The organism is Rhizobium halophilum, from assembly GCF_021648825.1.
GTDB classification, from domain to species: domain Bacteria; phylum Pseudomonadota; class Alphaproteobacteria; order Rhizobiales; family Rhizobiaceae; genus Neorhizobium; species Neorhizobium halophilum.
On sequence record NZ_JAKJHS010000005.1, the window covers coordinates 56,659 to 79,359 of the forward strand.

18 protein-coding genes are annotated in these 22,701 nt (G+C 56.3%); 14 read left to right on the forward strand and 4 right to left on the reverse strand.

Going from position 1 to position 22,701, the window contains the following annotated elements; translation table 11 throughout:
- The first annotated feature begins 340 nt into the window (after positions 1-340).
- The 3 genes from LXM96_RS11515 to LXM96_RS11525 all read left to right on the forward strand — a co-directional run bounded on the left by LXM96_RS11515 (position 341) and on the right by LXM96_RS11525 (position 3,648).
- Entirely contained in the window at positions 341-1,609 is a 1,269-nt protein-coding gene (locus LXM96_RS11515) for an RkpR, polysaccharide export protein (RefSeq protein ID WP_239998637.1), read from the forward strand.
- 306 nt (positions 1,610-1,915) lie between these two features.
- Positions 1,916-2,938, forward strand: a complete 1,023-nt coding sequence (locus tag LXM96_RS11520) for a capsular polysaccharide export protein, LipB/KpsS family (protein WP_239998638.1) — start codon at positions 1,916-1,918, stop codon at positions 2,936-2,938.
- Between the two features lie 383 nt (positions 2,939-3,321).
- A complete protein-coding gene (locus LXM96_RS11525; RefSeq protein WP_239998639.1) occupies positions 3,322-3,648 on the forward strand; it encodes a hypothetical protein in 327 nt (108 codons plus the stop codon).
- 209 nt (positions 3,649-3,857) lie between these two features.
- Here the strand turns inward: LXM96_RS11525 and LXM96_RS11530 are convergent, their stop codons facing one another.
- The gene (locus tag LXM96_RS11530) at positions 3,858-4,274 is read right to left on the reverse strand and encodes a DUF982 domain-containing protein (RefSeq protein WP_239998640.1); all 417 of its coding nucleotides are present in this window, start codon (positions 4,272-4,274) and stop codon (positions 3,858-3,860) included.
- Positions 4,275-4,906: 632 nt separating this feature from the next.
- Between LXM96_RS11530 and LXM96_RS11535 the strand changes: the two genes are divergently transcribed.
- The 5 genes from LXM96_RS11535 (at position 4,907) to LXM96_RS11555 (ending at position 11,465) form a co-directional block, all read left to right on the forward strand.
- A complete protein-coding gene (locus LXM96_RS11535) occupies positions 4,907-6,340 on the forward strand; it encodes a mannose-1-phosphate guanylyltransferase/mannose-6-phosphate isomerase (protein ID WP_239998641.1) in 1,434 nt (477 codons plus the stop codon).
- Positions 6,341-7,405: 1,065 nt separating this feature from the next.
- Positions 7,406-8,038 (forward strand): glycosyltransferase, encoded by a 633-nt coding sequence (locus LXM96_RS11540; RefSeq protein WP_239998642.1) that lies wholly within the window; start codon positions 7,406-7,408, stop codon positions 8,036-8,038.
- A gap of 55 nt (positions 8,039-8,093) precedes the next feature.
- Complete coding sequence (locus LXM96_RS11545) at positions 8,094-9,233, forward strand: glycosyltransferase family 4 protein (RefSeq protein ID WP_239998643.1); 1,140 nt, start codon at positions 8,094-8,096, stop codon at positions 9,231-9,233.
- Positions 9,233-10,744 carry a glycosyltransferase family 4 protein gene (locus tag LXM96_RS11550; RefSeq protein ID WP_239998644.1) on the forward strand — a complete coding sequence of 504 codons (1,512 nt, stop codon included), beginning with the start codon at positions 9,233-9,235 and terminating at the stop codon, positions 10,742-10,744. The genes LXM96_RS11545 and LXM96_RS11550 overlap by 1 nt, the downstream gene beginning before the upstream one ends.
- On the forward strand, positions 10,737-11,465 hold the full coding sequence (locus LXM96_RS11555) for an acyltransferase (protein ID WP_239998645.1): 729 nt from the start codon (positions 10,737-10,739) through the stop codon (positions 11,463-11,465). The genes LXM96_RS11550 and LXM96_RS11555 overlap by 8 nt, the downstream gene beginning before the upstream one ends.
- Positions 11,466-12,031: 566 nt before the next feature.
- On the opposite strand, the gene LXM96_RS11560 is transcribed toward LXM96_RS11555, so the two are convergent.
- Positions 12,032-12,202: a hypothetical protein gene (locus LXM96_RS11560; RefSeq protein ID WP_239998646.1), complete on the reverse strand. Its 171-nt coding sequence runs from the start codon at positions 12,200-12,202 to the stop codon at positions 12,032-12,034.
- Between the two features lie 563 nt (positions 12,203-12,765).
- Here LXM96_RS11560 and LXM96_RS11565 point away from each other — a divergent pair.
- Positions 12,766-14,157 (forward strand): UDP-glucose dehydrogenase family protein, encoded by a 1,392-nt coding sequence (locus tag LXM96_RS11565; RefSeq protein ID WP_239998647.1) that lies wholly within the window; start codon positions 12,766-12,768, stop codon positions 14,155-14,157.
- An 816-nt stretch (positions 14,158-14,973) separates the two neighbouring features.
- Here the strand turns inward: LXM96_RS11565 and LXM96_RS11570 are convergent.
- Positions 14,974-16,224, reverse strand: a complete 1,251-nt coding sequence (locus tag LXM96_RS11570; protein WP_239998648.1) for a hypothetical protein — start codon at positions 16,222-16,224, stop codon at positions 14,974-14,976.
- Between the two features lie 192 nt (positions 16,225-16,416).
- Between LXM96_RS11570 and LXM96_RS11575 the strand changes: the two genes are divergently transcribed.
- The 5 genes from LXM96_RS11575 to LXM96_RS11595 all read left to right on the forward strand — a co-directional run bounded on the left by LXM96_RS11575 (position 16,417) and on the right by LXM96_RS11595 (position 20,598).
- On the forward strand, positions 16,417-16,707 hold the full coding sequence (locus tag LXM96_RS11575; protein ID WP_239998649.1) for a hypothetical protein: 291 nt from the start codon (positions 16,417-16,419) through the stop codon (positions 16,705-16,707).
- Between the two features lie 385 nt (positions 16,708-17,092).
- Positions 17,093-17,530: a hypothetical protein gene (locus tag LXM96_RS11580; protein ID WP_239998650.1), complete on the forward strand. Its 438-nt coding sequence runs from the start codon at positions 17,093-17,095 to the stop codon at positions 17,528-17,530.
- A gap of 63 nt (positions 17,531-17,593) precedes the next feature.
- Positions 17,594-18,829 (forward strand): hypothetical protein, encoded by a 1,236-nt coding sequence (locus tag LXM96_RS11585; protein ID WP_239998651.1) that lies wholly within the window; start codon positions 17,594-17,596, stop codon positions 18,827-18,829.
- A gap of 897 nt (positions 18,830-19,726) precedes the next feature.
- On the forward strand, positions 19,727-20,077 hold the full coding sequence (locus LXM96_RS11590) for a DUF2293 domain-containing protein (protein WP_239998652.1): 351 nt from the start codon (positions 19,727-19,729) through the stop codon (positions 20,075-20,077).
- A 122-nt stretch (positions 20,078-20,199) separates the two neighbouring features.
- On the forward strand, positions 20,200-20,598 hold the full coding sequence (locus LXM96_RS11595; protein WP_239998653.1) for a hypothetical protein: 399 nt from the start codon (positions 20,200-20,202) through the stop codon (positions 20,596-20,598).
- Positions 20,599-20,721: 123 nt separating this feature from the next.
- Here the strand turns inward: LXM96_RS11595 and LXM96_RS11600 are convergent, their stop codons facing one another.
- Positions 20,722-22,296, reverse strand: a complete 1,575-nt coding sequence (locus tag LXM96_RS11600) for a tyrosine-type recombinase/integrase (RefSeq protein ID WP_239998654.1) — start codon at positions 22,294-22,296, stop codon at positions 20,722-20,724.
- Between the last annotated feature and the right edge of the window lie 405 nt (positions 22,297-22,701).

Sequence of the window (22,701 nt, forward strand, 5' to 3'; positions counted from 1 at the left end):
ACATGGCATTCTCCCGGACCGAGCTAGTCCCTTTAAACGATTCAAGGCTTCGGGATGTCGCATGCCCGCGATTAAGTGGCTGGAGATGGAGGAAAGCCAGTCGACACGGTGTGTAGAACTGGGAGTGGTATGCCCTTGATCTCCTCCGCCGCTTCACGACTTATAGGTGGAGCTTTAGGAGGTAACAGGATTGCCTTTCCTTCACACGCGACTGCGGAGCGGTTCTTGAGGATGGCCAGAGCACCTTCTTCGGTGGTATATAGGATCTCATCAGGGCTTGAGTGCTCAACATGAAAAGGCGCTAGGTTGCATGGCTGACGGCTCACGAATGAAGCAAGCGGTGAAAACGGACTCGGAGTCGGACGTTTCTTCTCCGAAGTCACCGAGCCTTCGCCTTCTGCAGGAGCTCTTGGAAACGCGGGCAACACCGGTTGAGCCGCCGCCCGCTCCAACGCATGAGCCGCAGATTGATGTGCCAGAACGAGGGCTGCGCTTTCGGCACAAGGTGCTGATAGCGGCCTGTGCGCTGATGGTTGCGGTTCCGACGGTTGCCACGGGCACTTACATGGCTTTCTTCGCCGCCGATCAATACCACAGCGCAGCCTCGTTTTCGGTCAGAAGCATGGATAGCGCCCAGGCCTCCGACATCCTCGGCGTGTTTACCCAGGCTTCTACCGGCAGCACGGCATCGGATTCCTATGTCCTCCTGGATTTTATCCGCAGTGAGAAGATGGTGCAGAGGCTCGAATCCCAATTCGATCTCAACGCTATCTTCGGGCGGCGAGGATTGGACTTCTTTTACGGACTGGGGGAAGATCTGCCGATCGAGGAGAAGGTGGATTATTGGCAAAGCATGGTCGATGTGAGCTTCGATCATGCTTCAGGCATTCTCAATCTGGAGGTAAGGGCTTTCACACCCGAAGACGCTCGCGCGGTGGCCGATTTCGTCGTGCAGGAAAGCGAGAAGGTGATCAACGATCTGTCGCTGAGTGCTCGCAACGAGGTATTGGCAGCGTCGCAGCAGGAAGTGGAACTGGCGGAGGAGAGGTTGTCACGAGCGCGGGCGGCCTTGCAGGACTTCCGGGCCGTCTCTCAAGAAGCCGATCCTCTCGAGGGGGCTAAACTGGCGGCACAGCTGATCGCGACCCTTGAACAACGGCTTGTTCAACTGCAAACCGAACTGCAGACAGCCCTCAATCAGATGGGCGAAGACACACCTCGTATCCGAGTCATGCGCTCGGAGATTCAGAGCCTGGAAGCGCAGATTGAGGCGGAGAAGCAACGGTTCGGCTCCGGACCTGCGGCGAAGGGATCGCGCAATGGCTCAGCCTCGTCGGGCGTCGCTAGCCGAATCCAACGCTACGATGCGCTTGAAACCGAACGCGAGTTTGCTGAACGGACGTATACTTCGGCTCTGACAAGTCTAGAGCGAGCAAGGATGGATGTTTCGGGAAGGCAGCGGTATCTGGCCGTCTTCATAGATCCCACATTGTCGGAGCTATCGCAATACCCTTCGCGGATATGGAATACGCTCCTGGTGTTCATCGCGTCCGTCTTCGCATGGAGCTTGGGCGCGATGGCGTACTACAATATCCGGGACCGAAACTGAGTGCCGGCTGCACGTTCTGCGGATAGCGATCCGGTAGACTCTCAGTTGCCGAGTGTCTTCGATGGGTTCGGAGGCAAGAGCGTCTTTGCCTTTCACATCCATCATTGGAAGCGGCCGATCTTGGAAGCTTATTTTCCAGAGGCTCACTTCCGCTACCTGCCTTTGCACCTGTCCGGCGCAGAGTTCCGCAAGGTTTGGGTTTCGCAGGTCAAGAATTCGGGGGGGTGTGTTTTCCTGGCCTGGGGCATCAACCTCCCCCAGGAGGCCCATCACCTTGCGCAGGAAGCCTCCATTCCCGTCTATCACATGGAGGACGGCTTCCTAAGATCGTTGAACCCTCACGCCAGCAGGACACCGCCGTTCTCGCTGTCGATCGATTCAAGGGTACCCTACTTCGATTGTACTGCCGCTTCGGATCTCGAGATACTTCTGCAGACATATCCGTTTGAACGTGACGCGGTCTTGATGAGGCGCGCCACAGCGGGGATTGCGGCGCTGCTTGAACTCAGGATCAGCAAATACAACGGACCGAAAGATGGGGGTGCTAGGAGCCACGCCCGGAAAGGCGGAAAACGGGTTCTCGTCTTGGGACAGGTGGAAGACGACGCCTCCATCAAGAGGGGCTGCCTGACGTCGTTGACAAACAATGACGTCGTGAGACTTGCAGCGGAGGAGAACAAAGGCGCTGAAATCGTTTACAGGCCCCACCCGGACGTCCTGAGCGGGGTTCGTAGCGGGCTCTCCGATCCATCGGAGGTTGAAAGCATATGCGAGATCGTGCGCGACGCCGTGGCTCTTCCCGATGCTCTGGAGGGGGTGGATCATGTTTATACGATCACATCGTTGGCGGGCTTCGAGGCACTTCTACGCGGCATCCCGGTTACGGTGATGGGCTGTCCCTTTTACGCGGGTTGGGGGCTGACTGATGATCGTCAACCGAACGTGAGAAGGCAGAGAAAGCTCACATTGCATGAAGTTTTCGCCGGTGCGTATCTGCTGTACCCACGGTACTTCAACCCAGTAAGCGGCCGACGGTCTACATTCGAGGAATGCCTGGAAATGATTGCTGCATGGCAGGAGGCGGGGATGCCGCCTTCTGCTATCGTGTCCGCCGAAACCGCCGATGCCGTCAGGTTTGCAGTCTGGGGACCCTATGGCATCTTGGGATGGCGGCATCTGTTGACCTTCCCCCTAGCCAAGATTATCGCGCAGATCGGTGATCCGTCCGATGCGGAGACCTACAAGCGGGATCCCATCCGCTTCTTCCGCGAGCTTTCGGATCCCAGATATCGCCGGATCGGGAGGATGCTCTATCCGTGGGAGCCGTGAAGAAGGCCACACGAAGCCAATTCATTCGGTGCCACTGACCCGACCATGCCACACGAAGCGCGTCTGACTCGCGCCAGGGACAAAGATGGCCGCGAGGGCCTGCTGGACGATGATAACGGCAGCGCCATCTGCGGTAGACCCAAAAACAGGTCAAGATCGCGCTAAAGCTTTTGCTGCTATTTTGGCGGCTCAGCGCGCCGGGGGGATCGGGTCAGAAAGCGGCAGAGCCGCCGATGGAGGAAGGGCAGACTGTGGCTGCCCACGGGCGGCGTCTGTCTTCAAGCCGCAATGGCGCCCGACCGTGATCCACTACATTGATTGCGTCAGAGATGCGCCGGTTGTTGCGGAAAGACATCCATTATTCTTTAGAAGGGAGGCAAGTAATGCAGATAGACTGGAACACTATCCAGTCGAACTGGGACTGGGCTGGACACCTTCTTGAGGCGGCAGTGATGGCTGCCATCGTTGCCCTCCTTCTGCGGCCCTTGGTTCGATGGCAGCAGTCCTTCATCATAGGACTTTCCTTCGCCGCCGGACATTTCCATGGCCGTGAGAAGCGCGACTACGAGGTGGCAGTGCAAATGCCGCCTCCTCACCTCGAAGCCTACTACTTTTGGCAGTGGTCCTGGGATCAGGCGACGGATTTCTGGCCAACGGCGGCAGCCTGCCTGTTGGCTATACTCATGGTCACTCGCAACAGGCAACCGTAGATCAGCTGGGCGATTCTACCACGGGGGAAGGGCCCGGCGGTGACTCCCTGCCGAGCAAGCTCGGCTCCTCGAGGAGCCGCTTGAGGCGGGGGAGCGGGGGCAGCAGCATGATTAGAATCGGACGGCGGTTCTCCGTTCCTGCTCTAGTATCCTGGCACGCCTGTATGTGATGATCCCCGCAGCTTCCAGCTGCCAACGTGCCAGACGTCTCACATGCTGACGCAAGATTGCTTCTGCTCACGGGAGGATTGCGAGGCTCTGGTCCCTGGCGAAGCGGCTATCGGCCTTGCGCCATCCTTATGCTCATCTTCACGAAGAGACGCGCGAAGTGCTTTCGCCAATTCCTGCTCGAAAAGGTGCGTGCTGATGTCAGAGATCGAACGGATCTTGATCCGAGAGGCTGTCGTTGCTTTGACGAAGGCTTTCAGAGCCGCCTCGTCGCCGGCTTCACCTTTGAGAGCTTTGGTGCAGGCGATCAGTGCGTCACGGTAAGCGGCATTCCGCAGTCCGGGCCAGGCATCCACAAGATGGTGAGCAGCGTCCCTGACGGACCGGACACAGCGGTAGCCTTGGGATGCGCCGCCAACCTCGACGGCGAATGTTTCCCTCCAGTTCCGGTCTTCCATGGCCACCTCGCTTCCCGACCAGGCGATAGAGCAATGAACTTTCCCGAAGCTGATGTTCCGTTTGGAAAGCGGCGGGAGCGAAGGATCCAGTGGCAACTGCTGCGCCACGTCGCGATCGACTTGAAACCCGCAACGCCGCTTCGACGTTACCACACCGCACAGCCCCACTCGCTTTTGGAGGTGGCGCGACGGCCGCCGCGGCCGTCGCTCAGAACGCGGCCGATCCTTCTACGACGTTTCGACCACAACAGAGTGTGCGGAGCCGCCGAGGTAAACGAGTATCGCTAAACATAAGAAGGGGGATTACGCTGCTGGAGAGATTTGAAATCGCGTAGATATCAACAATGTCATGAGGTTAACGGACATTTTGTAACGGTGGGGCGCCCCTGATTGTGTACACGGTCGCAACCGTGGAGCTGACGCTTTCGGTTTGTCTCCCGGAGGCTTTCCATAGACTTTAGACTGATCGACGGGAAGGAGGTGAGTATTCCGTCGCTCGTTTTCCAGCCACAAGGTTCCGGCTAATCGCGATCGGTTGGTTCTCCGTTGCTGCTCCGCCTGTCGGCGCGAACCATTGATTCTAACTAATGATGTGGTTATTGAACCAAACGCAATTGTTCTGGTCTAGCAACATGAGTTTATCACAAACCGTCATTCCCGTGATCATGGCGGGTGGCAAGGGCACACGACTTTGGCCGCTCTCGCGGGCGAGCGCCCCTAAGCAGTTCATCCAGTTTGTCAATGACCGAACGCTGTTCCAGGCGACATTGACGCGCGTCTCCGATCCAAATCTCTACGAGCCGCCGATTGTCGTCACTAGCGAGGATTTCCGCTTTCTTGCTGCCGAGCAGGCGCGCGAGGTTGGCCTGCAACTGGCAGGGACGCTGCTGGAGCCGATGGGGCGCAACACGGCAGCAGCAATCGCCGCCGCCGCAGCCTTCGTTGCTGACCGCGCGGGAGAAGATGCGGTCCTGCAGGTCCTCGCCTCCGACCACGAGATCGTGGCTGATGAGCGTTACTTCCAAGCAATCCAGATTGCGCGAGACACGGCCCGCGCCGGTAAGCTTGTGACCTTCGGCATCCACCCTACGGAGCCTTCCACCGGCTACGGCTATATTCAGATGGGCCAGGCGCTGCCCAGTGGTGCTCACGCGGTGAAGGCTTTCGTGGAGAAGCCGGTGCTTGCGGAAGCCGAGCGCATGCTTGCAAAGGGTGGCTTCTACTGGAACTCCGGCATCTTCATGTTCACCGCCGGCCAGGTTCTCCGGGAAATGGAGACATACGCCCCCGAGGTTGCCGCTGCCGCTAGAGCTTCGGTCGAGAAGGCCGTTTCCGATCTCGACTTCATCCGGCTCAACGCTGACGCTTTCGCCAAAAGTCCTAATGTCTCGATCGACTATGCGATTATGGAAAAGACGGGCAATGTCGCTGTCGTCCCTTCCTCCTTCACCTGGTCCGACCTTGGTAGTTGGGACGCCGTCTGGAAGCTGGGTACCCGGGATGCGCTCGGCAACGTCACCTCCGGCAACACCACGCTGCTCGATACGAAGAACTCGCTGGTGATGTCCCGCACCAGCCATCTTGCCGTCCATGGCTTGGATAACGTCGCAGTGATTGCCAGTGAAGATGCCGTCTATGTCGGCAGGTTGGAAGACAGCCAGAACGTCGGCAAGCTGGTCAAGCAGCTCGCGGCCGCCAAGACGACATCGGCACTGACGGAGACCCATCCCACGTCCTACCGCCCGTGGGGCGGCTATACCTCAATTTTCGTTGGCGAGCGCTTTCGGGTCAAGCGCCTCTTCGTGCTGCCGGGCAAAAAGCTCTCGCTGCAGAAGCACCACCACCGCGCCGAACACTGGATCTGCGTCAAAGGCACGGCGGAAGTGACCGTCGGCGACGTGGTGAAGACGGTAAGGGAAAACGAGTCCGTCTATATCCCCCAGGGCGAGATGCACCGGCTCGCCAATCCCGGCAAGATCTTGCTCGAGATGATCGAAGTGCAGACCGGATCCTATCTTGAGGAGGATGATATCATCCGCATCGTAGACGAATTTGGACGTTCGTGAGGACCCACGCGCCATGCACCGCTGAAGGTGAGGTGTTATGAAGAATAGATTGGCTTCTGCCCCGAAAGAGCCGTCTTCCGCGCGGCCATTTGGAAAAATGGAGGCAGAAGGGCATGGAGCCTTGCGTGCAATACTGATCTATGGATTCAAGATGAATCTAGCACTGCAACCAGGGGTAAAGAAAATTGCTGCTCCCGCGGTCCAGGCCGAACGGAAAAGTTCCAGATCTTGTCAACGCTGACCCCCCTAGGCTCGACTGCGCTTCACCTCGACGTCACAAGGCTATTGCACCGCCTCGCCCACGACACGCCTACAGGTATAGATCGGGTTGAGCTGGAATACGCTAAGTTCGTTTTGAGCGCTGGAGGAGTGCTTGTCGCGCAATTTGGAGAGGCAGTCGCTATCTTGCCTCGCACTGTGGCTGATTCTCTCGTGGCTCATTACCAAATAGCCTGGGCGGGGAACGGTTGCGGTGGGTCAACGATGACCGAGGTAGTTCGCAGGTGGTGCGTCAAGGCAGCGGCTGAGCACCTGGCAAGCACGCTTGTAGTCGAGCTTTTCGGTAGTGGCGTTCCTGGGATCACCCAAGTAGCTGCCGCGGCTAAAGTACTTCGGCAAGGCCGCCGTAGGTTTTCAACTGGGGCCCGAGTCTCGCTGTTGACCCTTTGCGCCGCCACGATTCGACACATCTTTGGATGCACAACTTCGGTGGACTGGTTTGTGTCAGATACACGTCACTCCTGTGGCTGGTATATTAATGTGGGCCATTGGGGAGTAGATCAGCGTATCCTTTCAAAGATCCATGAAGCAGGTTCCATGTCGGTGGCCGTTTACCTGCATGACGCGTTACCGGTGAGCCACCCACACCTGTTCCAAAAGCAGGAGAGGGAGCGTCATAGGCGCCGGCTCTGTAATTCAGACAAGCATGCAGATCTAGTTCTCACCAATTCATCCTTCACTGCCAAGCAACTTGGCCAGCACATTAGTCGCGAAGTGACAGTACTGCCAATCGGAACTCGGCTGCGCTCAAACTTTCCCGACCGCCGCGGAGTGAGGAGCGGGTTCGTGGCTGTGGGGACTATAGAACCTCGAAAAAACTATCTCTGGTTGGCGCGACAGTGGATGAGGTTCTGTGATCTCAACCCGGCTCTCGTGGAACACGAACGGCTTACCATCTTTGGGCGCAAGGGCTGGCTTCCAAGGGAGGAATTGGCTCTTCTTGAGCGAATGGCGCAGGTATCGGGAAAAATATTGTTGCAATGTGGCGCCTCAGACAAAGACCTAGAAGAGGCTATTGTGTCATCCCGAGCCTGCATATCAGCTGCCCATGAAGAGGGGTGGGGAATGCCTCTAGCAGAAGCTCTAGCAATGGGGACACCTGTTCTGGCTAGTAACATTGAGGCTCACCGCGAATCCACCCAAGGGCTGGCAGCATACTTTAATCTGGACGGCGACAAAGAATTCCAGAAGGTCCTGACGAGTTGCTTTTCTCCGCAGGATTATCAGCAGCTCCTTGATCGCACCGCAAAATTTGTTCCTTGGTCGTGGGACGCTCACTTTCTTCAGTTAACAGATTTACTAGTGCAGCATCGGCCCTCAAATGGCGGCAGCAGGATAATGAAGAGTATAGAGGCACTATCTGAGTCGGCGTTGCACGCAGGTAGAAGGATTCAGGGGAGTCAGAAAAATGAACAGTAGCAGTAAGCCGCGGATTCTCACATGCTCAGTCGATTCTTTCCCTCGAATGGGGGGTGTGTCTACCCTTGCCTATGAAGTTACGCAGGCCTTAAGTGGAAAGGTTTCTGAATGTGTATATATGGGGCCGAGAGGGACGCATTTTGGGAGCCGCCCCGTTGCCTTCAAGTTCTACGAAGACTGGGAGTCTGATCAATCCTTGAGAGCAGGCCAGGGAGCTCCACTAGAGGATGAACGAATCTTCGACTTGATGAGAAATATAATCACAGGGTACAGCATTGACGCTCTCGTCGCCTATCATCCATTTTACTATGGTCCCGCTATGGTCGAGGTCGGTAGCTTTCTTGGCCTTCCCACTGCGGTTATGGTTCATGGAACCGAGCTCACAAGCCAGTTCCCCACGTCAATCGATCCCGCCAGGAAAGACATGCCTGACTCAGGGGCAGATTCCCTCTCGACAAGGCTAGTACGGACACTCGAACGCGCGAGCGCGGTGTTGAGCAACAGCAATTTTACTGCGCAGATAGCCTCGCGTATCTGCCCTGATGTCAAACCACAGATCGTCGGATGTGGTATCCCAGTGAAGCTCCTTGACTTGCTAGAGAGTCGCAGCCCGAGCTACAGTGGCGACGTGCGTGCGCGAAGGAGAGCGCGCCTTGGCTTAGGATCGGCAACTACCGTAACTTATGTCGGAAGGCTGGTACGTCACAAGAACTTGTTCCAGCTGATTGAGCTAGGCGCAATGACTGGATTTCAGATCGTCTTGATAGGCGGCGGTCCACTGCGAACACAGCTACAGGCTCGTGCGATCGAGGCCGGAGCGAACGTACATTTTGAAGAAGAAGCGTCTGACGAGCGGAAGTGGCAAGTACTTGAGGCCTCAGACTTCGGCTACATGATGTCCGACTATGATAGTGTCTCGGGCGGTTTTGAGGGCTTCGGAATCGCCATGCTGGAATATTCTGCGGCAGGGGCCGTATGTTTGAGCAGCGGAGGGCATGGAATGGCTGACTTCGCTCATCATGGTTTCACTACGTTCGATCCTCGTGGCGCGGATGGAGAACTCTCTGGTGAAGTGCTAAAGAATCTCGCGGCCGACGAGCCATCTATGAACCAGCTAGTCTCAGCCTCTAGAGCGTTACTCCGCCAAGAATACACCTGGAGCAGGGTCGCTGAAAAACTTTTGGAGGCTCTCTGATGCCTATTCTACCGAAGGAAATTCTTTCCGAGATCGCTGCGAAGCAGATTGTTGTTCTTTCGGACCGATATCCGCCACGTTCTTTTGGTGGCGCCGAACTCAGTCTCCACAACGCTCTTTCAGCAGCAGACCAAAGTACTCGGGCCAAAACGCTCGTAATCCTGTTCGACTCGGACATCAGTAAGCCGCTGTTGTACTCGATCAAACAGATCTCGGTGCTATGCCTTCCGGATGCTGCCAACTGGCCATTTAATTCGAGCCCGAAGCATCTGCACGTGGCCAGATTGAGAAGCATCGCCTATCGACACTTTCTGAAGTACGGGTGGCCACTGGCAAGCATCTTTGAACCTAAAAACTTCTGGAGAAGAATCGGTGCTCTTTATCTGGAAGTGTTTCAGAAGCCTCGAGGAGGCGTCCTAAGCGATTTTTTAATTGACAGACGTGATTACAGGGTCGGCCTTCTTAAGAAGGTGCTTGCAGCGACCGACTGCAAAAGGCTCGTTGCCGACAACACTCGCAGCATCGTGATAGGTTCTCTCGCAGGAGCGGGAATACAAAGTAGCGTCGCAATCGTGAGAGACAACCGCTTCAGCTGCCCTAGGCATAATCAAATAATGATGGTGAATGGAAAATACTGCGGAGCGTGCGACCTTTCATGTGCTGCTGAGGACAGCAAAGGGAGTCAGTTGGCGCGACGTATCCAGCGCTCGCACCTTTTCGCTGTGAAGAAGTTTAGGGCACAAAGACTCGCCAGCTTCAATACTGTTGTTGTCACAAGTCATTTTCTTGCGCGCAACACACGAGCTTTGCTTGGTGCTGAAGCAGATATCAGAAGGATTCCTAATCCGGTCGGGTCTCTTCCGGAGTTGCTGACGGCGTGCCGCGGCGTAGCAGAGTCCGCGAGGAACGATATCTTGGTTGTCGGTATGTTAAATGAAGCCAAGGGACAGCTAGATCTCGTGAGGAATGCTGTTCGGTGGTTGAAGGGCGATAGTAGCTTGCGATTGATTTTTGCCGGCCGGGGCGACCGGACTAAAAAGGCAATCCAGGATTGGGCTCGCAAATCCGGGATCGAGAAGCAGATTCACTTCCTCAACTACCTCGATCGGACGCAAACATTTCGCGCGATGAGATCATGTAAGCTGGTACTGCTGCCGACGCGTTGGAAGGAGCCATTCGGAAGGGTGCCCCTTGAAGCAGCGATAGCTCGGAAGCCCGTGGTTTCATTTGCGGTCGGAGGGTTGTGCGAAACGATCATCGATGGTTATAGCGGCGTGCTAGTAGAGCCACTGAACTACGAGAAGCTTTTTGCAGCGTGTGACCGCCTATTGGCGGACGGCGAGTTGCGGCAACGCTTGGGAAGCAATGCTTTTGAGCATGTAGTTTTGAATTATGCGGACGATAAAACCAGCTCTCACTTGATGTCAGTGCTTTCGGAGGCGGAGTGGAATCTGGCGAAGACCGAAGCTCCGCCACGGCTCGTGCCAACACGGGAGAACGCCGTTGCGTGATGACGTCGACAGCACACTGGAGCCAATTTCGCCTGAAGAGTTCCCGCTGTTTCCTGGGCTGGTATGGAGGTCCGGCGCCCCCGAGAAGTTGAGCCTTCAAGTTAGCTTGCGGATGCGAGAGTACTTGAAATTAGGTAAGGCCCGGATCTCAGTCGGAATCCGTCCCGAAGTGAAGCACGCCGCCGTAACAATAGGGTCGTTTACCAGATCTCTCTCGCTCAGCTTTATGAGCGGCGAATCCACTGTAGAGGTCGGAATGTGTGGCCACCTCGAAATAGAGGCGACGTTATATGATAACTCGTCCGTAATTATAGGTGATAACACTACATGCAATTCAGCCCGATTTATAGCAGCTGATGCTGACATCGAGATTGGCTCTGACTGTATGTTCTCCCATGGGATAGTTCTGCAAGCTTGCGACCAGCATGGCATCATCGATCTCCGAACCCAAGAGATAATCAACTTGAAAAGGGGGATCGTTATTGAAGATCATGTATGGCTTGGAAAGCAGAGCTTCATTTGTCCGGGTTGCAAACTGGGCACCGGGTCGATCGTCGGCGCAATGTCGACAGTTTCGAAGGACATAGCTCCATTTTCTCTGGTCGCCGGCTCTCCCGCCAATATCATTCGGTCCAACGTCAGCTGGTCGAGGCATCTGGATGCTATTGACCGCCGTACTGCAGGATTCTTACGCGCCAATGCCCCGAGGTTTCGAACATGATTCACTTATTATAATACGCCTGGAGCGCAGCGATACACAATGCCACTGATGGGCAGCAAGCCTGAACGTACGGCCCGTCGTCTATCCGAGCGCGCCCGCTACCTCGCTCCCAACTTGCCCCCCCAATATGTAGAGGCAGGAGATCTTGCGCAAGTTCGTAAGCATCTTGGAGATTGGACGTATACATTGGAACTCGCCCAATGTCGTTGCTATCAGGAACGATCCAGAGAGTTTTTCTGTGAGCATCTCCGCTATCGCCCCGCACCTGCTCTGACCGCTTACGCCAGCCAAGTAGCAGAGCGATCTCTCCGTCTAAGCGTCTGTCCGGCTTGGTAGCGTCACGTAGATGTTCGAGAACGATATCGACGTCCAAGTTACTTCCTGCCTGTTGTTGATCAAGTTATTGATGAATATCTCAGGTGGGTGCCACTAGCAACGGCAGAGACGGCGCACATGCCCATGCTTTCGCAGGCTTGGCATCAAATAGATCCCGGCCAATGATCCTGCAAGCTTCATCCGGCCCGCGTGTTGAAATGCATGTAGGCGGGGGCACCCGATCATAGCGATCAGAGCTTCCAGGTGAGCTGGACCTTGCGGAGCGATGGGGCCATGTTCAGGAGATGCCCGCGCAATGTATTGATCAACTGCGTGCGCTGGCGCATCATCAGATCGCGCGTTCGGAACAACATCCACCGCGCTTGCTGCTCTTTCATCTTCACGGCCACAGGCGTGATCATCGCTCGGGATCCTGCTTCAGCTATAGTTCGGCAGTGCGGTTTTTCTGGAGCTTTACATTGGATTTGACGTAGCTGGGAGGGATGAGCCTCACCTCGTGGCCCAGCTCCTGTATGGAGCGGCCCCATTCCTGAGCGCTCGTGCAGGCCACAGTGGCGATCACGCACGTCTGCTGTTGCGCTAATAGCAGGAGGACCTGAGATCGCGCAGGTCTCTTCCGGGGGGTGCAACATTGCCGTCTGCGGCGCGCCATGACCATAGAAGACGCGTTTCGCCAGTCGATCCCGATGATGGTGACGGTGTTCTTGAGCCGATGCGAGCAAGACCGCTTGGAATGGGGCGATTGGCTAAATCATCGACGGCTTCTGGAGCCTTTGAAGAATATACCGCCAGCCGAAACCGCGGCCAAGTGTTACCCCACTGCTGGACGTGGCAGCTATGGCCGCATAACCTAACGCAACGCCTCCGGCAGGCCGCGGATCTAGATTGATAGTTTGAAGAGGGTTAGAAGCGCGGCTTACAACGCTATTCATCAACAGAATGCTGCAGTTTCGAGGTAGATTTCATGCGCATTACATTTTTTGGGATTGGCTACGTCGGCTTGGTTCAGGCGGCGGTGTTGGCAGAAGCGGGGTATCAGGTGATGTGCGTGGATATAGACGCACAGAAGATAGAGGACCTGAAGGTCGGTAAGATCCCGATTTATGAGCCTGGTCTCGAGGGCCTTGTGCGAGATAATGTGGCCTCAGGGCATCTGCTCTTCACCACGGACGCAGAAGAAGGCGTCAGATTCTCGCCGCTGCAGTTCATAGCGGTGGGCACCCCTCCGGACGAGGATGGGTCCGCAGACCTTCGCCATGTTCTGACGGTCGCGGGGACTATTGCCCTCTACATGGAGCAACCGAAGACGATCGTCATCAAGTCGACCGTGCCGGTGGGAACGGCAGACAAGGTGCGTGCTGCCGTGAAAGAGGGGCTGAAGAAGAGGGATCGGCTGGACCTTGTATTCGACGTCGCTTCCAATCCGGAGTTCCTCAAGGAAGGTTCCGCGGTTGCCGACTGCAAGAAGCCAGATCGGATTGTCATTGGTACCGACAATTCCCAGACCGAGCAGCAGTTGCGGGAACTCTATGCTCCTTTTAATCGCAACCACGAGAAAATCATCGCGATGGACATCCGCAGCTCCGAACTGACGAAGTACGCGGCGAACTGCATGTTGGCGACCAAGATCAGCTTCATGAACGAGATGGCCAACCTGGCGGACCGTCTCGGCGCAGATATTGAGAAGGTTCGTGTCGGCATCGGCGCAGATCCCAGGATCGGCTACCATTTCATCTATCCAGGCGTTGGTTACGGCGGCTCCTGCTTTCCAAAGGACGTGCGGGCAACGATCAGGACAGCCGAAGCCGATGGTTTTGACCCGGTCCTGCTAAAGGCGGTGGAAACGCGCAACGAGCGGCAGAAGAGCTTTCTCGTAGACAAGATCCTTGACCGTTTCGGCGGCAATATCCGCGGGCGCCGCTTTGCTTTGTGGGGGCTGGCTTTCAAACCAAAAACCGACGATATGCGCGACGCGCCGTCGCGAGTGGTGATGGAAGCGCTCTGGCAGGCCGGAGCCAAGGTGCAGGCTTACGATCCCGCCGCCATGGGCGAATGCCGCCGGATCTACGGCGAACGATCCGATCTTCTGCTCTGCGACACAATGGAAGCGACGCTTGCCGGCGCGGATGCGCTGATCGTGGTCACCGAGTGGAAGCAGTTCCATGCTCCAGATTTCGAGGCGCTCAAGGACATGTTGAGCGAGCCCGTTATCTTTGATGGAAGAAATCTATATGACCCCCTCGTTGCGAGGCGGCATGGGATAGAAGTTTGTTCAGTGGGAAGAACATCCGGTGCGGTAGAGAAAACCGGCGTCGAGAGAGCTCCGGATGCAATCAAAGCATTAGTAGGCGCTTGATCGTCTTCGTAGGTCGAAGGCAGGCGCGATATCGTGACAGGCGGCAACCGATGCCGCCTGTCATCCTTCGGGCCAGCGAGCGGCGTTCGACCATGTGGTGTAGGAGGCGGTCCGCAATCTGCCCTGCGATCTGCGCAATTCCATAGGCGCTCGAAGCCCGCAATATCTGATCGATCGTTCGGCTGGCATCTTCCTGATCCGCTCGTTCAGCTTTCAAACTGTGTCTGGCGCGTCAGCTCGAACTGGCCTTTATGTAATCGGCCACAGCCACGGGCCGGTAGGCGTTGAGGTCAATCCGAGGGATTGAAGCGTCATGCGGTTCTTCAAGCGCGCCTGTGAGTGAGCGCCCGAGAGGCTACAAGGCACGTAAGGCTCCGGGAAGCTTCTTGGGCGTCGCCAGTATCTCCCATCGCTACCTCTTTTGGGACAGCGGTTGAGACTCGCAGGCAGTGGGACGCACCGACCATCTCACCAACCTCGGACACCCGAGTAACCTTCGTTGGCAGCGTGTCAAGCTGCCATACACCAAGTAATGCGTAACGCGCTTCTCTTGATCTATCCCACGCTTCAAGTTGGTCAATGACAAGTACGGGAATGCTTCCGATGCCGTCCCCTGACGCGCAAACGTTCTCGCTAGTGAGTCGAGAGGAATAGCAGCACGCACAGTAATGCACGCGTTCCAGGTATTTCCCGAAGATCAAGGGGCTTCACGCCCCCCTTCTTGAAGCTGTCTCGGGGCGAATGCGACCTGACCCGGTTTCGCACCTAATAACTTGCCTCTATCTACTCCCACTACTCCTCATCATTACCCTGCCTCTATCTGCCATACGTCTGACGACCCAACTCCCTCTGTACCCTCCTCTGAAGCCCCGCCAGCGCCCGCTCGATAGTGCGGGCCAGCTCCTCGTATGCAACCAGGGTTCCGTAGGGTCCGGCACCTCTCCTCTGCTTCCGGGGAAGCCTACTGCCTCTTGCTTTGTGCCAGCTCAGGAAGTTCGTCATCTCCAGGCTCCTGAAATCTTCTCTCGCGTCTTCCCGGATCTGGAGTCCGAGTACTCCGACATTCAAGAAGCGCTGCCTTCTCATGTCCTCTATCCAGTGCTTGACCGCTGACGAATGTGCGCCGGCTCCTCCAGCAACATACGCACCGAACGTTGGCAGCATGAACTGGAAGAAGTGTTTCTGGAGCTTGGTGAACCGAAACGACGTAAGATCATCGAAGCGTAGGAGCCCCACCTCCCGGCAGCCCTCCGGCCCCAGCGTTACCTCGATGCGGACCCGCTTCTCCTCGTCTGTCAAATCGAGCCGAGCGCCGGTGGCCTTGTTCTGCTTGTCGATGGTCTTGTTCTGAATCCGCCACATCACATGCGGATCGTCCTTCTCGCCCACATAGAAAGTCGACTCGTAGGGAGGCGGTCGATCCGTGGCCGGCGTCATACGATCCACGACATCCTGTCTCGGGTCTTCTAGGTTCCGAGCTACGATGTAGTCGCCTTTCCTCTTTCGGACGCCAGGGGTGAAGCGTGGCCATCTCAGGTTGTCGGTTAAGACCTTCTTGGTCGGGAAGAAATGTCGGACCAGCACGCCGTGCAACCGGGCTCTTGCCTCCTCGCTTGGCGTCTCCGGATAGGAGTCAATGCTGACCTCCAGCTGCTTCACCACCGCGGGCGCGACCAACCCATACTCCCCTTTGATGTCGTCGATAATCCGATGCAGCAAGCCCATGTCCGGCTCCTGGACGCGCAGCTTGTATCTGGTGGCAGTATTGCCAGCTTCCGTGTCCGGGTCGAGCGCCTCCGGATACTCCTTGCGTCCCGTTAGCCTCTCGATGCGTTCATTGATCTTCCAATGCTGCGTCCGACGCGACAGTTCGAACTCAACGTCAATCCAGTCGATCAAAGAAGCCCACCTGTAAGCTCCGAGATCAATCTGAGGGGTCAGGACTCTCCGGCCGCTGAAACGCGCCTGTGCCTTCCTGAGCGGGCTCTCGACGTAAGTCAGCTCGACAGGATCATCTACGTCTCGGTTCCGTAAAAGAGTAATCTTGTGATGATGCGTCATCGCCATTCCGGTCAGCCGAGGGAGCAGCCGGATAGCAGATTCGTGTGTCCGGGCGAATGAAATTTGCGGCACGCCACTAGGATGCGTCGGCGGCTGCGACAAACTTTCTTTCGCAAAATCTGCGTTGCCACAGAGATCTCGCTACAAAGAAAAAGACCTGATCAACCGATCAGAGAAACCGAGCAAGGAGGCTTGACCATGTCCGACGTAACGCGGGTCGCAGCAAACGGTAACGAACCGAAGTGCGCAGCCACGAACTACTGCAAGTGGATGGATGAAGATTACATCCTCACCGTAACCGTTGAAGAGATGTCTGCCGCCCCTGGGGAGATCAGGGTAGTCTTTCCGGCTGAGGAGGCTGCAGCTTGGGGATGGGAAAGCAACGTGGTCACCACCGATTTCCTGGACTACCTGATGGGCGATTTGGTCGCCGATGAGGATTGCGATGCTTCCCAGGCTTTGAAGAAGCAGGTGGCCCGCTACTCCTAACCCTCCTCTGGCTCCTCCGGCGCCGCAAATGGCGCCGGAGGCATAGTGGCCGCTCCTGCAAGTCCACCGTCGCGCGCCTCCGCAGAAAAAACTTCGATCAAATGTGCGCTCGCAACAAGGCAGCCGCTATAAGATAAGTAAGGGAGCTTAATCAGGCTGACGTAATGCCCATGCAGCAGGTCCTGGAAGATTTCTCCATCAAAATGCGCATTCGCGCATCGGAACGCGTTATAAAAGTAACAACGGATATCAAGACAGGACATAGCTACACATGCCGCAGGCTCACCTCCCTCACCAGATGGCCTCTCCCCACTCTGAGCCATTCCCCGAACTTGTCCAACTGGGCCGGCATGCCGCCGGACCTTGATTGACAAGGAAGATGACTATGACGACTGCATACGAACCTCACGGCAACAACAGCTGCTATTGCTTCCCTTACCCCCAGGCTATTGTCGACCAGACCGGAACTCATGGTTTGACGCTGCCGATCCGCGAGGTATTCGAAATGATTGCGCGGGATATCGAGAGCAAGAATCCGAGGAGCGCCGAGTTCTACCGGTCGGTGGCTGCCTATTATCCTCATTGTGATGATGCCGGCCACGAGATCGAACGCGACACGAGGGGTGACCCCCTTCCCGACCTTGATGATTGGGATGAGCTTTCTGATGAAGAGAAGCTCACTCGTGGAAACATCAATGCCACCATTGCCATCCTGGACCGTCTGCGGTTCGACCTCGAGAAGATGAACGACGACCCGGACAACAACAACGAGGTGAACGAAATCCGCCGGGGGCTTGCTGCGATTATTGAAGATCGGTGGTAATGCCGTAGACAATGCAAAGGAGAATGCGGTCCCAGTGGCCGCATTTTTTAATCAGGGGGTTGGATGACAAGACAGCATGCCACGCCACTTATAATCTCGCCGGACGGCGCCAACGTTACGGCCGCCGCTCCGTTGGGCCTCGGGGCAGCCGGGCACGGTATGAACGAAGCTTCAATCCAGGAGCTCGTTCAGAGGCATCCGTCCTGCCTTCCTATTGCGGAGATCGACCCCCTTTTCGTCGGCCCGGTGGCAATCTGCACGGAGCTAGTGACGCCTGCCGGCTCCATAGATAATCTTCTCGTGACACCGACAGGATTACCGATCCTGGTAGAATGCAAGCTCTGGCGCAATCCGGAGGGACGGCGGGAGGTGGTGGGGCAAATTCTCGATTATTCGAAGGAGCTCACAAAATGGTCGGCGTCGGACCTGCAGCGGGAAGCAAGCCGCAGGCTTGGAAGGAAAGGCAATGTCCTTCTTGATCTGCTTCGAGAGGCCGGGCATCAAGTGGATGAAGTGGCATTCAACGATGCTCTCACCTTCAACCTGCGCCGCGGACGGTTCTTGTTGCTCATCGTCGGCGATGGGATTCGAGAGGGCGTAGAAGCAATTGCCGAATACCTACAGGCGCATGCAGGTCTGCATTTCACGCTAGGCTTGGTTGAGTTGGCGATCTACGCCGCACCGGATGGATCCCAGATCGTTGTTCCACGGGTCCTCGCAAAGACGTTGACTATTGCCAGGAACGTCATATCAGTCCCGGAAGGCATGGTGGTGCAGGAGCCGGACGACGGTGACGAGGATTCGCTCGGGCTGCCGGATTCACCGGAGAAGCTTGCAGCTAGAGCACGTCGACGTGAGGCCCGGCATCAGTTCTGGTCAGAGTTCCTCAACGGCTTGCGGCTCGATGATCCGGAGCAGATGCTGCCAGCGCCATCGCTCGGTGGGCACGTCGTCTTCAAGTTTGGTGCGCCGGGAGGCTCCAGCTGGCTAACGATTTACCGCGATGTTCGTTACAACGCCGTCGGTCTCTTCCTGTCTTCCAACGTGGGTTCGCCCGGAGAACGCGCTTCGCTGATGTTGGCTGATCAAGCTCAAGAAATCGCAACGGAGCTTGAGGGGGCCACAGTGGATTTCTCCCAGCCACGACCGGAGATCTCTCAGCGGTACGTCGTTCGAGACCTCGACGATATTCAAGAGCGCCAGCGGGCCATCGAATGGCTTCAGGCGCGATCAAACGCTTTTATCAACTGTCTGCGCCCGCGAATCCGTTCGGCTCTTCTGGAGCTAAACCATGATTGATATCCCAAGTGCGGTAGACGGCGCAGGAGGTTACAATCCCCCCACCTGGCCGATGAACACTGCCCCGAGCCAGGGAAGGCTCCTGCGTCAAGGCAAGAAAGCTTGTGCCTGCGACCGTGCATGTATGAAGGCGGCGTTTGCCCGGTGACCTTGGGTATAGTCTTGTCGCTGCTTGCCAAGAGGATTGTTCGAACTATTCCGCAATGCATGGCGGCGGCAAGAATATGTTTTCGCACCTGGTCTACAAGGAATTTTCCAAATCGTTGGAGGGCTAGACTGTCGACCGGCGATTAAATCAGGAGGGTGATCCGTGTCCTCATCATCTCGCATACCGGAGACTGAGCGTTTGATGGCTTCATTAGGAGCGTCTTAAGTTGACGCTTTTTGAGAAAGGGCGATTTCCGGCGCTTGATGTCAACTTAAGGTAAACAACATGTTATGTTTTGGCTGTTTTCGGCCCGATGAAGGGGTGCATTTGCGATAGGATGTTGTCGTTTACACTCCATAAGTTGACAGTCAGAGTCCCGAAAGTTGACGTTTTGAGTGTGGATCTGGCTGCATGTCAACTTTAGGCAACTTCCCTATGGTTGTGTTGGGTACATGGGAGGTTTGAGCCCCACGTTCTGGTGGACCCAAAAGGCATCCCCTTCGCCATCTCTGGCCATTCCTAGGACTTCTTGCCCCCCAATCTTTTGCATACTTGGCGCATAAGTACGTAAGTGGATGACCATTGGTTGTTCAAATGCAGGCGAAGGCTGGGAGAATGCGGTGTGGCATTAGCGCCATATCTGCAAACAAGGGGTGCGTTTACCCATAGAAAACAGCGCAGTAAGCATTTGCTTACACCGCTTCTCGCGTGATTATTACTGAGGCTCCAGTTGATTAAGGAGCTCCCAGATGCCGATTTTCACCAGAGAAGCCGCCGCAGCGCACGTCCGCAAACATCATCCAGGGTGCCCTGAATTCGCCGTTCAGTTCTTTGCAGATGAGGTTGCCCGTAAGCGATGGAAACGGGCGACCATCGGTAAGGCAGTTGGCATCACTATGCAAAACTACCTCCGACACAACATGACCCGATACGAGAGCTTGCTCCTGGAAGGGATTGATCGCAAGGAGGCGCGTCGTCTGGTTCAACCAAGGATCAATGCGATACTCGCGGTCTGGCGACAACCGCCGAAATCCCTGCCGCCGCCGCGTGAGCGTCTATCAGATAGCCTCGATGAGACGCCTTCCGCCTCTCCCCAATAGATAAGCCATTCAAGCTGCTCTTCACCCGAGAGGATGCGCTTGTCAACAACAACCCTTCCGCATCCCATGCGTGCGCGAGCTACAACATTGAAGTTAGCAGAAGATAGAAGAGGAACTTCAAGATGCTTGTTGAACAGCAGACCCCGATTGCGCGCTTTATCCAGGAGCATGCCGACCGCTCATGCTATAGTTACGAGGAAATTGCGCTCTTGTGCGGGTTCAAGACGTCCGACATGATCTACATGTTCATGAGGGGCGAGCGAAAGGTGCCGCTGGACAAGGTGGCACCGCTCGCCGAGGCCCTCGGATGCGACAGCGCACAACTGTTCGTGCTGGCTCTGAAGTCATGGTTCAGCACCGAACTGTTCAACCAGGTGGAGGAGTGCTTTGGCGCGATGCATGAGAACAAGGCGGAGCGCGGCTGGATCCTGGCTCTCCGCGAGATCTTTGGAGGGGAGGTTCCGGAACTGACGGTGAAGATGAGGAGTCGTCTGCGGATCTTGGCGAGAATCTCCGGCTAGTAGTTTAGGTAATGCAAGGCCTGACGCTGGCAGCACCTCCCTGCAGCGTCAGGCGTAGATCCTCGTGCGAGCGGCTCGTAGTAGATCGTCTGGGGGGCAAGCGGCTGTAGGCAGATGCCTATCCTAGAGCGGAAACGCGGGAATCTGGCGTAAGGCCATAGCTTTTGCGGTCAGTGTCACGTCACCATAGTTCTCGCCTGCCGTTCTGGCTGCGTGGCCCTGTATCGCGTCAAGGACGCGACCGTCGATCCCAGCCTCAAGGCCCGCCGTCTTGAATGCATGACGCCACCCATGGTTTGGCGAAACGCCCTCAGGTACGACATTGTTCTTTTGCAGCCAGTTCGAGATACGACCGGACACCGTTTGAGCTGGATCTGCCGTCCGTTCGTTCGTCATGGGCGGGTAGAACAGAGGGCCAGCTGGTGCCGCAGCCACAAAGTCGAGGAAGCCTTTGTCAATGATCTGGCCGTGGAGCGGCACGTCCCGATATTTCCGATTCTTCACCTTTCCGGCGTCGGGAGTAATGCGGATGTATGAGATGCCATCTTCCTCACGGACATCTTCCTTCCTCAGCTGGGTGATTTCGGAAACGCGGGCGCCAGTCAGCGCGCAAATCAGGGGTGCCCACTTCTTTGCGGCACTTGTACTAGGCCTTTCTTGCGTGTGCGGATTGGCGGTCTTCGGCGCTTCATAAGAGAGTGAGAACTGCAAGATGGCCAAGGCTTCTTGCCGGGTAAAACCCTTGGGACGCGTCTGCTTCTTGGGCGCGACCTTCAGCTTGACGTCCCTTGCGGGGTTCGCTTCGAGCAAGTCGTTGGAAACCGCCCAGTTCAGTACAGCATTCACCGCTGTCAGATACACGTCCCGCACCGTTCTTGGTGACAGCGTCAAGATCTTTGCATCCTTCCATTCGACCACATGCTTCTTGGTCAACTTCCTGGCGTCAGTTAGACGCGTGAACTTAATCAAGTCTTCGACTACAGGCCGCCAGCGCTTCTCTGCTCCTTCGCCCTTTCCATTAGCGCGCAGTTCTGCGATGTAGCGGTCAAACAGGTTCCTCAACAGTACAGGAGGCTGGTCGTCTTCGAGACTGGGTGCATCCTTAAGGACCGGATTTTGGGGCGTGCCTGAGAAATCACCTTCATCGCGTTCCACGATACGCGCCAGAGCCTCCAGCTCTGACATGCACAAGGCCCGAGCGACGGCTCGCCATTCGTTGCTTCCAAACTCTGCCGTGGTGTTTCCCAGACGTCGGTAGCGCTCGATGCTAGTTCCGATCAAACGTTGGAGGGCTTCATCGCTGAGCTTTCCAGCAAGGCCAGCTCTGAGGTTGTCAACATACAGGTCATCGATTCCCACACTGGACCAAGGACCATTGCCGTTACGCAGCTCCTCATCCAGGGCTAACCGTTCATGATAATGCCTGTTCGCGATTTCGTCGGGAGCAAGGGGATAGCGCCCGGCGAGCGCCGGGCCGCCCAGTTCCTGTTCAGCGCGTCGCGCAGCCAAGATGATCTTGTGTTTTAGAGAAGCTACCGCGCTGTGTAGTTTAGCCTGCGCTATTCGCCGGTCAGGACCGAGTGCTTCCCGGAGCTCCGTCTTGTTTTCAAGGTAAGGGCGCAGGTCTTTTGGGATCACAAGGCGCGCAAAATATCGACCGTTTCGGTTTAACAGATATGGGGTCTGGCGGGCCATCATTGTTCCGTTCGTTACAAAGATTGTAACCGTACCTGTTTCCTTTAGAAGACGATACAGAAAATTTGGGTTTAGAAACAGGTGGAAGAGGTCATGCTGCTAAGGAGCTTTTGGCGTTGCTCAATCAAGGCAACAACGCACTGACGTTGTCCGTCCTGAGGAGATGCGCTGAAGGTAGGTCTCCCTCCAGCCTCGGTTTGCGAAGGCAAATTGACGGCCATGGCGTGTTGGTCAGCTTCGGTGTGACCTACAATTATCGTTCATCCTGTACGGGATGTAGAGGCTGCTCGAGGGGGGGCTGGAGACGGTGCGCCAGCTCTGCAAGGTTGCGCGCAACGTCCCGCAGATCTGTCGTCGGTCTTTCGCCAGCTTCTTTCATCGGCGTCAGATGTAGCGTTGGCCGAAGCT

Bases quoted from the DNA above. Each gene is read 5' to 3' on its own strand.
- LXM96_RS11520 (WP_239998638.1), top strand. From the start codon at position 1,916: ATGGAGGACGGCTTCCTAAGATCGTTGAACCCTCACGCCAGCAGGACA.
- LXM96_RS11525 (WP_239998639.1), top strand. From the start codon at position 3,322: ATGCAGATAGACTGGAACACTATCCAGTCGAACTGGGACTGGGCTGGA.
- LXM96_RS11530 (WP_239998640.1), bottom strand. From the start codon at position 4,274: ATGGAAGACCGGAACTGGAGGGAAACATTCGCCGTCGAGGTTGGCGGC.
- LXM96_RS11535 (WP_239998641.1), top strand. From the start codon at position 4,907: ATGAGTTTATCACAAACCGTCATTCCCGTGATCATGGCGGGTGGCAAG.
- LXM96_RS11550 (WP_239998644.1), top strand. From the start codon at position 9,233: ATGCCTATTCTACCGAAGGAAATTCTTTCCGAGATCGCTGCGAAGCAG.
- LXM96_RS11560 (WP_239998646.1), bottom strand. From the start codon at position 12,202: ATGATCACGCCTGTGGCCGTGAAGATGAAAGAGCAGCAAGCGCGGTGG.
- LXM96_RS11565 (WP_239998647.1), top strand. From the start codon at position 12,766: ATGCGCATTACATTTTTTGGGATTGGCTACGTCGGCTTGGTTCAGGCG.
- LXM96_RS11570 (WP_239998648.1), bottom strand. From the start codon at position 16,224: ATGGCGATGACGCATCATCACAAGATTACTCTTTTACGGAACCGAGAC.
- LXM96_RS11575 (WP_239998649.1), top strand. From the start codon at position 16,417: ATGTCCGACGTAACGCGGGTCGCAGCAAACGGTAACGAACCGAAGTGC.
- LXM96_RS11580 (WP_239998650.1), top strand. From the start codon at position 17,093: ATGACGACTGCATACGAACCTCACGGCAACAACAGCTGCTATTGCTTC.
- LXM96_RS11585 (WP_239998651.1), top strand. From the start codon at position 17,594: ATGACAAGACAGCATGCCACGCCACTTATAATCTCGCCGGACGGCGCC.
- LXM96_RS11590 (WP_239998652.1), top strand. From the start codon at position 19,727: ATGCCGATTTTCACCAGAGAAGCCGCCGCAGCGCACGTCCGCAAACAT.
- LXM96_RS11595 (WP_239998653.1), top strand. From the start codon at position 20,200: ATGCTTGTTGAACAGCAGACCCCGATTGCGCGCTTTATCCAGGAGCAT.
- LXM96_RS11600 (WP_239998654.1), bottom strand. From the start codon at position 22,296: ATGATGGCCCGCCAGACCCCATATCTGTTAAACCGAAACGGTCGATAT.